This window comes from Alteromonas sp. 14N.309.X.WAT.G.H12, assembly GCF_036697315.1.
In the GTDB taxonomy this organism is placed as follows: Bacteria; Pseudomonadota; Gammaproteobacteria; order Enterobacterales; family Alteromonadaceae; genus Alteromonas.
The window spans coordinates 1-10,363 of sequence record NZ_JBAHZB010000117.1 but is presented as its reverse complement, the minus strand read 5'-3'; the positions used below and the strand labels follow the sequence as shown (position 1 = coordinate 10,363).

The 10,363-nt window shown below is 45.8% G+C and carries 6 protein-coding genes; 1 reads left to right on the top strand and 5 read right to left on the bottom strand.

From position 1 onward, the window contains the following. Positions 1 to 1,048: molybdopterin cofactor-binding domain-containing protein (locus tag V5298_RS17985; RefSeq protein WP_332932813.1), on the top strand; the 1,048-nt coding region annotated here is incomplete at its 5' end. A gap of 3 nt (positions 1,049 to 1,051) precedes the next feature. Here the strand turns inward: V5298_RS17985 and V5298_RS17980 are convergent. The 5 genes from V5298_RS17980 to V5298_RS17960 all read right to left on the bottom strand — a co-directional run bounded on the left by V5298_RS17980 (position 1,052) and on the right by V5298_RS17960 (position 10,034). Further along, on the bottom strand, positions 1,052 to 5,269 hold the full coding sequence (locus V5298_RS17980) for an EAL domain-containing protein (protein WP_332932812.1): 4,218 nt from the start codon (positions 5,267 to 5,269) through the stop codon (positions 1,052 to 1,054). A gap of 119 nt (positions 5,270 to 5,388) precedes the next feature. Beyond that, positions 5,389 to 6,702: a ribonuclease J gene (locus V5298_RS17975; RefSeq protein ID WP_332932811.1), complete on the bottom strand. Its 1,314-nt coding sequence runs from the start codon at positions 6,700 to 6,702 to the stop codon at positions 5,389 to 5,391. A gap of 254 nt (positions 6,703 to 6,956) precedes the next feature. Beyond that, on the bottom strand, positions 6,957 to 9,122 hold the full coding sequence (locus V5298_RS17970; RefSeq protein WP_332932810.1) for a S46 family peptidase: 2,166 nt from the start codon (positions 9,120 to 9,122) through the stop codon (positions 6,957 to 6,959). A 239-nt stretch (positions 9,123 to 9,361) separates the two neighbouring features. Continuing rightward, positions 9,362 to 9,610 (bottom strand): DUF2789 family protein, encoded by a 249-nt coding sequence (locus V5298_RS17965; protein ID WP_332932809.1) that lies wholly within the window; start codon positions 9,608 to 9,610, stop codon positions 9,362 to 9,364. A 58-nt stretch (positions 9,611 to 9,668) separates the two neighbouring features. Next, a complete protein-coding gene (locus V5298_RS17960) occupies positions 9,669 to 10,034 on the bottom strand; it encodes a DUF2750 domain-containing protein (protein WP_332932808.1) in 366 nt (121 codons plus the stop codon). Positions 10,035 to 10,363: the final 329 nt, after the last annotated feature.

Genomic DNA, 10,363 nt, shown 5'->3' with positions numbered 1-10,363 from the left:
CGGAGGGTTTGGTCGCAAATCCAAACCGGATTATTCCAATGAAGCAGCCTTACTGGCGCAGCAGGTTAAACAACCGGTAAAACTCATATGGCGTCGTGAAGACGATATTCAGCATAGCTATTACCACAGCGTGAATGCCCAGCACATCAAAGCGGTGCAAGACAGCAAGGGAAAAACCATTGCATGGCAACATTGCACCGCCTTCCCTTCTATTTCATCCACCTTTGCCAAAGGCGTAACCACACCAAGTGCCGGGGAACTGCGCTTAGGCTTTACCGACAATCCATTTGCCATTGAAAATATGCAATTGGAAAAAGGTGAAGCGGTTAATCACGTCAGAATTGGCTGGTTGAGAAGTGTTTGCAATATTTTTCACGCCTTTGCCATGCACAGTTTTGCCGATGAACTGGCCCATAAAGCCCAACAGGACAGCAAAGATTATTTGTTGTCTTTGATTGGTCCTGGACGCATCATCAATCTTAGTGCAGAAGGCGCTGAATATGATAACTACGGCGATCCGTTAGAAAAATTCCCAGTAGATACAAGCCGGTTAATTAATGTTATTAAACGGGTATGTAAACTGGCAAACTGGGATGAGCGCAAAAAGCAAAACCGCTTTTTAGGGTTGGCGGCCCATCGTTCGTTTTTAAGCTATGTGGCCACCGTTGTTGAAGTGGAAGTCGATGAAGACGGTAGTTGGCGCATCCCCGCCACCTATGTCAGTATTGATGCTGGCACCGTAGTTAACACTGAGCATGTAAAAGCACAATGTGAGGGCGGCTCCATCTATGGATTAAGTTGCGCGTTAGGGCAAATTTCAGCCCAAGACGGCGCCATTACCCAATCTAACTTCCACAATTACCAAGTGGCCCGTATTCAGCATGCACCTAAACAAATCACCGTGGACATTGTCGATAGCGACGCGCCAGCCGCCGGTGTGGGTGAACCCCCTACTCCGCCATTTATCCCTGCCTTTACCAATGCCCTGTTTGCCGCCACCGGCGTACGTATACGGACATTGCCTGTACCTATGCAAATTAAGGGCTAGCGGTTAATCCTCAGCACTTTCAATCAACCAGGTTTTCGTTAACAAAGCGGATACCTGGTGTGCTGGTACGGGTTGAGAGTACAAATAGCCCTGATGGAGATAACAGCCTTTTTCTCGCAAATAGAGAGACTGACTTTCGGTTTCCACACCTTCGGCAATACAGCCCATATCCAAATTAGCGGCCAGGTTAATTGTTGTCATCACCAACGCATCATTGCCATGATCCGGCGTAATATCATCCACAAAGCTTTTATCTATTTTAATAATGTTAAGGGGAAATATCTTTAAATAACTTAATGATGAGTAGCCGGTGCCGAAATCATCAAGAGCCAGCATAAAGCCGGCTTCTAAAAACCGGTTTATTTGTCTTAAAGCACTTCCCGTATCATCCATGAGCACGCTTTCGGTTAATTCAAATCGAATAGCGCTACGCGGTAAACCGGCCTCATCGAGCATGCTAATAACCCCCTCGATATCAAATTCCATTTTAAAATGTAAGGCAGAAAGATTTACTGCCACATAACCGCGAAAGCCACCGCTATACCAGCCTTTTAAATCTTGAATGGCACGCTTCATCGAATGCCGTGTTACATCAATGATATAGCGCAGCTCCTCAAGCACCGGAATAAACTCTGAAGGATAAAGTGGAGGCGAAGATAAATGACAACGTAATAATAATTCTAAGCCCACGGTTTGGCCTGTCATCACATTCACGATGGGCTGGTAGTGATTGAAAAAGCTATTTTCCTGATAGGCTCGTTTTACCCGATTTTCCAGCAGCAAACGCTGACGTACCTTGTTATCCATTTCCTCGGTATAATAACTAAACCCATAAACCGTATCTTTTTTCGCTGTGTACATGGCCACATCAGCTTGTTTAAGCAATTCGGAAGGCGCTTTGGCATCATCGGGGTAAAAACTCACCCCCACACTCGCAGAAACCCGTACAATTTCAGTACCTAAGGAAATAGGCGTTTCAACCGCTTTGATCAATGCATCAACAAACTGTCTCACATCACGTTTGTTTGTTATTTTTTCCAGCACAATGACAAATTCATCGCCCCCTAAACGCGCCACCGTATCGGTTTTACTTGCCAGGTTAAGCATACGGTTGGCTACAATGCGCAACAATTGATCACCATAATCATGCCCGAGAGAATCGTTAATACCTTTAAAGCGGTCGAGATCCACAAACAACACCGCCACCCGACTATCACTGTGGGCAATAGCAAGCTCCAGACGCTCTAACAACAAGGTGCGATTTACCAAACCTGTGAGGCTATCAAAATTCGCAATTTTAATTAATTTGCGTTCTGCGTGTTTTTGCTCAGAAATATCTGACATAACAAGCAGGTAGTGTTCAGGCTTTTGCTCATCGTTTAACGCTTCTGATGCCGATAACTCCACAAGGACATCATAATGTTTACCGTCTGCGCCCACCAGGCGTTCTTCGCTTTTCCAAAAGCCACCGGCGGTGAGGGTACCTAGCTTATCCTTTAAACGTTTACCCAGTTTCGGTGAATTATCAAATAATCGTTGTCGTTGACGATCGATACGCTTATCACTTTCTAAACCAAAAACCTGGCAACAAGCAGGGTTGACAGCCACAGGCGAAAGCGCACTGTTAAAGATCATGACCCAGTCACGGGTATGCTGAAAGGCATCACCAAATAAACGCACATCCTGCTGCGCCTGTTGTAATCGAGAAAGCTGGCGCTGACGATGATAGAAATACATCCCAATAAGCCCGATGACTAACAACGTATAAAGACCATAGGCCAATGGCGAGCGTAACGGCGGGTACGGAATGGTGAATGACAACATAGCAGGCAACAAAACCACATCGTTCACCTGTTTCAATGGCGCCACTTCAAAGTGATACTTGCCCGGCGCAAGAAAGGCAAAAGTAACACTGCCTCTTTTAGCTAACGACTCACTCACCACTGAGTCTTCATGAACAAGCTTGTAGCGAAAAACGGTATTTTTACCGTAGTTGGGAGACAAGGCAGAAAACTGAATAGTAAGTCCATAGTCATCGGCATGAAAATTAATATGTTCTCCACTGAGGTTGCGCATGGGCAACATAAGATCCCGAGACTCTAGCGAGACGTTGCTAATGGCCATTTTTTTCACGTTTTGCGCCCTTTTCAAGGCTTGGGCCGTAAGGTAGGCAGGATCAAAGATAATAAAACCGGATGTGGCGCCAAAAACTATGCGTCCGTCTTGCAAACGATATACGGCCCCGTCATTGAATTCAGAAACCCGTAGATCTTCACCGGAACGGAATGTGCGCGTTGTGTCTGCTACCGGGTCGAACAAGGAAAAATGCCCGTGAGAACTAAACCACAACTTACCGCTTTCATCAGCAATTAAGCTATAGACAATATCGGATTCAAGGCGTGTGTTTGACATAAAGTGAATTTTGGGTGCAAAGGTATCGGCGTCAACGCCCATGAGTCCATAACTTGGAAAGCCCAGCCAGAGAGTATTGGCATCATCCACAACCAGCGAAGAGACCGATTGCTGAAAACCCCGTTGTTGGGCGGAAAATTTAAACACCGTCTCAACATCGAAGGACGCAGTATCAATCATCACCAACGCATTTCTCAAAGAGAGAAAAATTTTTCCCGGATAGTGGGGGGATGAACCGATAAAACCATCAGCAAACTGGGCGTTATACCCTAATGATTCCAATGGGATCTGCTCCACTTTAGCTGATTTATAATCGTAGCGATAAAAATCGTCAGCAAGAAAATAGATCCTTCCTTGTTCATCTGCGGCACTACCAAAATTCCAATCGGAAAAGACTTCCAAACTGAATTCATCTGCGGCCGGAAGAGGCATAAGTATACCGGCATCTTTGTTATAAAGACGCAAGCCCTGATAGGTTTCCAAAATAAGGTGTTCGTCATCAGCCGGATAGATGGCTTGTATGGAAATAATTTTGTCCCGTTCCGCCATATTCTGCATGTATAAATATAGCGAACTGGTGCCATCCCCAAGATGATATTTAGTGAGACCGTTTTCCGTACCTATCCACAAGGTGTCGGCATCTTCCTGATAAAAAGACCACACCGTGTTATCCGTTAACAGTCGGTTTTCTGTGCGAATGGTATTTTGCACCGTTTCAATACCTAATGATTGGGCATACCAAAAAAGTAATCCGCCATAAACACTACCCAGCCAAAGATTACCTTGCTCGTCTGGCAACAAAGTACGAATGGTTTTGTCAGCAAGCTCAACAATACCGGTCGTTGGATACAACACATGTTCATATTGCCAGCGCTGATTAAATCGACTTAGTTTGAAAAGTCCTTTGTCTGTGCCTAACCAATAGTGATCCTCTTCCCCTTCCCGCAATACCCAGATATTGCGATTGGGCAAGATCACCTTTGCAGCACTCTGGTTAGAGGTAGAGGCCGGTGACATCGCGACCTCCAAAGATACAGAGTAAAGGCCGCCTACAGTGCCAATAAGTAAGGTATTGGGATCCGGTGAAAATAGCACCTTTGCATTGGTATTAAGCAGGTTATCCGTGCCTTTGGCTAGGTATTGCAAGGCCGTGCTCGGTTCATCGGGGCGGGAAAGAGACTGAATATCAACGCCTCGGGATGTGGCGACGATAAGGTGCTCTCTAACCACCAAGATATCACGGATAATGTGACTTTCTGCGATATCGTTATCGTTCAATCGATATAAAATGGAATGATTGCCGCTGGTGGGATCAACCCGAAGAATGACCTGTTCGAGTGCAACAATCACGTCGCCATTGGGGAGTTCTTCAAAGGCATCAGCGGACTGGATCCACTCTGGCTGATCCTGATATTGAATGCGGGCAATATGGGAATAGGTATTTTTGTCCAGATCGTAAAAAAAAACGCCTTCGTTGTAAGTAGAAATCCACAGCCTATTTTGACTGTCTACAAACAAATTGGTAATGCTATTGTTAACAAACAGATCGTCAGGGCCGGGCACTGTAATAAAGCGGTATCCGTCAAAACGACTCAACCCGCCTTCCGTCGCTACCCAAATAAAACCATCTCTGTCTCTGACAATATCGCGAACATTCTCTTCTGCCAGACCCGTTTCAGCGCCTAATTGCAGAAACGCAGGATCTTCAACGCGAGGCGCTGCATAAGCCCCGTGAAAAAAAACTGAACCAAGCAGCCCTATGTATAAAAAAATACGTGTAAGTGGCAGTGAAACCAAGTGTGCTATCATTATTAAATATTTTATCAGGCGTATCACAGACTCTGTATCAAAATTAGGCTAATACGCTTGAAACAATAGCACAATCCGTTAACTAATCACCGATTATTCACACATTGTCACCGGCAATATTATTTTTGAATGGGTATACGTCCGGCTTTAACCCATTGTCGCCGGATCCCCGCTTGGGGAGACAAGCGATACAAATCCCCATTATTCCCCGCATAGGTTTTTCGCACGCCGCTGTTTTTAGCAATGGTGCAATGGGCTTTAATATGGGCATTTTCGCCATGCACTGGGATCGCGATTTCTGGCTTAACCCAGTGATACATCAGCTTTAACTCTTCAGCACATGGATGACCACTGGCATGAATGGGCAGCGCACTGTCTTCACTTAACAGGGTATGAACACCTTTCCCTTTTAAACGTTGAAGCAAGCGATTTACCGCGTCTTCATTACCAGGAATGACAATACTGGAAAAGACCACGTGATCGCCAGCAGACAATTCCAATTGGGGGTGATTGTCTAAGGCTAACCGAGATAGCGCCGCCCGTGGCTCTCCTTGACTGCCCGTGGCCACAAGCAACACCTCATGGGGTGGCAAATAGCCCATATGATTCACATCGGCCAATACGAGATCCTCGGGCCAAACCCCTTGTGATTTGGCAATGCTGTACATATTGGTCAGCGAACGCCCCACTAATGCCATATATCGGTTCGTTTTTTTTGCCACCCGAGCAAGGCTGATAAGACGGGCAATATTACTGGCAAAACAGCTCACTACCACGCGACCGGTTAAAGGTTGAATGGTGGCAAATAGACCATCAAAGCAGCTTCTTTCCGACACTGACATACCGGGTTTTAGGGCATTGGTAGAATCCCCGACCATGCCCAATATCGGCGTTTCCCCTAGCGATTGATACAATTTGTGTTGAAATGGCTTTCCGGTAACAGGTTGCGCATCGATTTTCCAATCTGCCGTATGCAGCACATTTCCTGCCGGTGTGCTGATATGCAATGCGAAAGGATCGGGAATGGAATGGGTAATGGCTAACCAACGCACAGTGAATGGCCCTAACTGCAATAGCACATCAGCATTGACTTCAATCAAAGGAACCTTGCCATCCAGTCCCACTTGCGCCAATTTTCGTCGCAAGACTTCTGCCGTAAAGGGTGTGGCATACACAGGACAACGCAGTCGCGGCCAAAGATATGGCACCGCGCCTAGGTGATCCTCATGGGCATGGGTAAGCACAAGACCGGCCAAGGCATCCCGCTGTTTAACGATAAAATCCGGATCGGGGGCCACAACATTGTAAAGGTTATCTTTTTGCCCTTCCCCATCAGCGGTTTCACTTGCAACGGGGTCTAACGGCGCATTGAATGACACTCCACAATCCACCATTAACCACTGACCATCATGACCGTAGAGGTTAAGGTTCATGCCTATTTCCCCTGTACCGCCAAGTGGCAAAAACCATAAATCATTCTTGCCGGGGGACAAATTACTAATAACATGCTCCTGTAATTTAAATTTATCAATGCCTTGGGCATTAAGGTAAAAAAACGATGGAATACCGTTAGTCGAAAGCCTAACAAGACAGCGCTGACCGAGCGTTCTATTTAGATAAACAGATATGAGGATAAAGACAAGGAAAAGCAGCCTAGATAGCCCAGACTGCTCATTTTTCAGACTGACTAGTTAACGATTGTCATCTCATCAATTAGATTAGTGGCACCATCTACATATTTCATCACCCACAGCATATAACGGGTATCAACATGAATAGTTCGGGTGGTTTTCTTGTCAAAATCCCAATCTGAATTAACGCTTTCAAAGGTTCCGTCAAACAATAACCCCACCAATTCCGCTTTACTGTTTAATGTGGCAGAGCCAGAATTACCGCCAGTTGAATCTAAATCGGTAAGGAAATTCACAGGAACACTGCCAATACTGACTAACACATACGGACCGTATTTTTTCTCTTCAATGAGCGATAATTGCTTTTTCGGCGCATCAAACGGTGATTCTCCGGTGTCTTTTTCAACAATCCCTTCCAACCGAGTGAAAGGTTCATAAATCAGACCATCTTTAGGCGACCCGCCCATCACATTGCCATAGGTCACACGTAACGTACTGTTGGCATCAGGATAAGCAAGGCTACCTTGCGATTTTTGCCAATCAATAATAGCACTCATGTACTGAGGTTTTAAAGCTGCCGCCTGTCCAGCCAGTCGTTTACTTTCATCTTCAATCGCCATGGATGTATCGTATAGTGCCACAGCTAAACGGATGAAGGGGTCGTCACTGTCCTCAAAAGCCTGTTTATCCGCCGTAAGCCATGCTAGACGAGAATCCGTATCATCTAACTGGGTATCGGTGTAAAAATCATCAAGGGTTTGCGCCAGCGCCTTTTTGTCAAACCCGTTGGATAATCCCAACATATCATCGAATACGTTGACACGCGCCTTTTCTGGTTGTTCCATATACATGGCGATCATGGTCGCCCAAACGGCTTTATCCACGTTTGCATCAAAGCGTCGATCGATACGTTCAAGGCTTTCTTTCAGCCGCGATTGATCCCGCTGCTGATAGCCAGGCTCTCGTTCAGCGTCGGGTTTTTCTCGTTCGATGGCATTTCGATAAAGGTTTTGCGCAGTGGCAAACAATTGCGCCCGGGACAAATTCCGATACCAGAAATTTTTCTTGTTCATTAATATGGACTGTTCAGTCACATCATCGAGGGCATTCAGGTTGTTGATCAGCGCCTGCTTGTCGTTTTCCTGCAACCATTGATTGAGGGCGGCCTCTCGCTCGGCACGACGTTCAATCAGATTCACCCGTTTAGCGCCCGACAATTGCCCGAGGGTATTTTTATGAAAATTATTCAAACTCGCCAGTAAGGATTCATACTTGATCCTTTCGTCACTGCCGGGTTCAGAAGCCTCGTTTATGGTTTTAATCCATTTGTCCACGAGTTCTACGTAGGTTGGATATAGCCAGTCAAAGGTATAACTAACCTGCGCTAAACGGGCATAACGATTCGTGGAACCTGGATAGCCGGCTGCCATCACGAAATCACCATCTTTAAGGCCCGCAGCGGACACCGATAGGAAATGCTCGGGTTTGTAGGGGACATTGTCTTGGCTAAAATCCGCCGTTTTACCGTATTTACCTACATAGGCGCGGTAAAAAGAAAAATCGCCGGTATGCCGTGGCCACATCCAGTTATCAATATCGCCACCGTATTTGCCAATGGAATCGGCCGGGGCATAAGCAAGCCTAACATCCCGAATTTCCATTTGTTTGATAAGTTTATATTCCAGCCCCTGAAAAAACGCAGGAACTGAACAACGGTAGCCAGGCTCAGACTCACATTCTGCAATCAAGGCTTTACGATTTTGCTCAATGGCATCATAACGTTCCCGGCCTTGTACATCATCGTCAATATCGCCAATAACTTGTTCTGTTACGTCGGCAAAATCAACGGTAACGTACATACGGGTTCCCGGTGCCGCCGGTAATTCTTCGCTAGGTGATTTGGCTAAAAAGCCATCGCGAAGGTAGTTGTGCTCAGGGGTACTGTTAAATTGCACCGAACCTCGTGCGCAGTGGTGGTTGGTAACCGCTAGTCCAGATTCAGACACGAAAGACGCGGAGCAGCCGCCAAGGGAAACAATGGCCCCCATGGGGAAACCGGTTAAATCGCTAAGTTTTTCCGTTGAAATCTCTAACCCTGTGGCATTTAAATCTTTGGCTATTGCGGGGAGTTGTTCTGGTGTGAACATCCCTTCTTTTGCCAGTGCCATACCACTGTAGCTAAGTAGTGCTGCCGAAGCCCCAATTAGAATGCGTCGATTCATTTGTTATCCTTTTTGTTTTATCCCAAGGCCTAGTGTTCAAAGAGTCAGCCTTGGTTGCCCTACATCGTTAGATTGCAGGTTATCACCCACAAGACGTTAAAATGTAGCACAAAGCCTTCAAAGGTAAGGATATAAAATTTGTTAGAAACTATGACAAACGATGCCATAAAACAGCAAAAAAAAACCACACTTGCCTGAGAGGCAGGTAGTTTAAGCACAAATAGTGGCTAGGTGCTGTTTTATTCGGTTTGGTTACCACCATGGAGTTGGGTATTGAGTTGATCGATGATCTCGACCCACTCAGCATCTTCTAATATTGCCGTACGCAAAAACGTCGCTTGGGAATCATTCCAAAAGGGCGCCTCTTCGATATGCCGGAAACTGTTCATACCACGATGTTTTTCAATAAACTCAAAAATGGCTTCAGGTGAATTATTCATACCCAGTTGGGTGAATAAATCTTCCATTGTTGGTTGCTGCGTTAACATAAATAACCTCACTCATGGTGAATAACTATAATTAGAACGCGTTCAATGAATAAACAGATCATCCCTTCAATGCAAGGATCCGCTCTGCAAGATATTCAGGCATGATCACTTCGCCTTCCTCTGCGGGAACGGGGCACACCATCACCATAAGATCATCTTTCATTAGCCCCGGCGTCCATTTTGACAGCCAATCATCCAGCGAAATACACATGACTTGGCAATGAGACCACTCATCAGTGGCCCACAATTTAGCCAGTTCTTCATCTGGCCATATTGGCACACCATCTTCGTCGTCAGAGGTTAACATGACACACCCGTCATCATCTTTGAGGATCCATACCTCTTTCATATCAACCATTGAGGAGATGGTGGCTTGTAAACGTTGTTCGGCACTAACATCTAGTAGCGGTGGTAAAGAAGACATAATTATCCTTAAGGTTTCATCAACCTCGGGAGCATAAAAAGTATCAGGGTCGGCAATACCGTTGCGCCAGAAAAAATACAACCCCTTTAAATCACTCTTTGCTACCCAAATGACTGGCGCTTTCTTGTATCCATATTGCTGTATATTGGGTCAATTCCCCCATCAACAAGAGCAAAGCAAGGATTTATCATTGGATAGCTTGTGGCCCCCCATCACAGCAACAAGACGGAAGTTAATGCCCCCCGCTTAGGAAAAAATATCCAGTAGGTTTTGCAAACTTGCACGTTTAACGTTCTTCATACTGTTTATATAAACCGCGGTATGCACGT

Coding starts and splice junctions, on each gene's coding strand:
- V5298_RS17980 (WP_332932812.1), bottom strand. CDS start 5,269: ATGATAGCACACTTGGTTTCACTGCCACTTACACGTATTTTTTTATAC.
- V5298_RS17960 (WP_332932808.1), bottom strand. CDS start 10,034: ATGTCTTCTTTACCACCGCTACTAGATGTTAGTGCCGAACAACGTTTA.
- V5298_RS17975 (WP_332932811.1), bottom strand. CDS start 6,702: ATGAACCTTAACCTCTACGGTCATGATGGTCAGTGGTTAATGGTGGAT.
- V5298_RS17970 (WP_332932810.1), bottom strand. CDS start 9,122: ATGAATCGACGCATTCTAATTGGGGCTTCGGCAGCACTACTTAGCTAC.
- V5298_RS17965 (WP_332932809.1), bottom strand. CDS start 9,610: ATGTTAACGCAGCAACCAACAATGGAAGATTTATTCACCCAACTGGGT.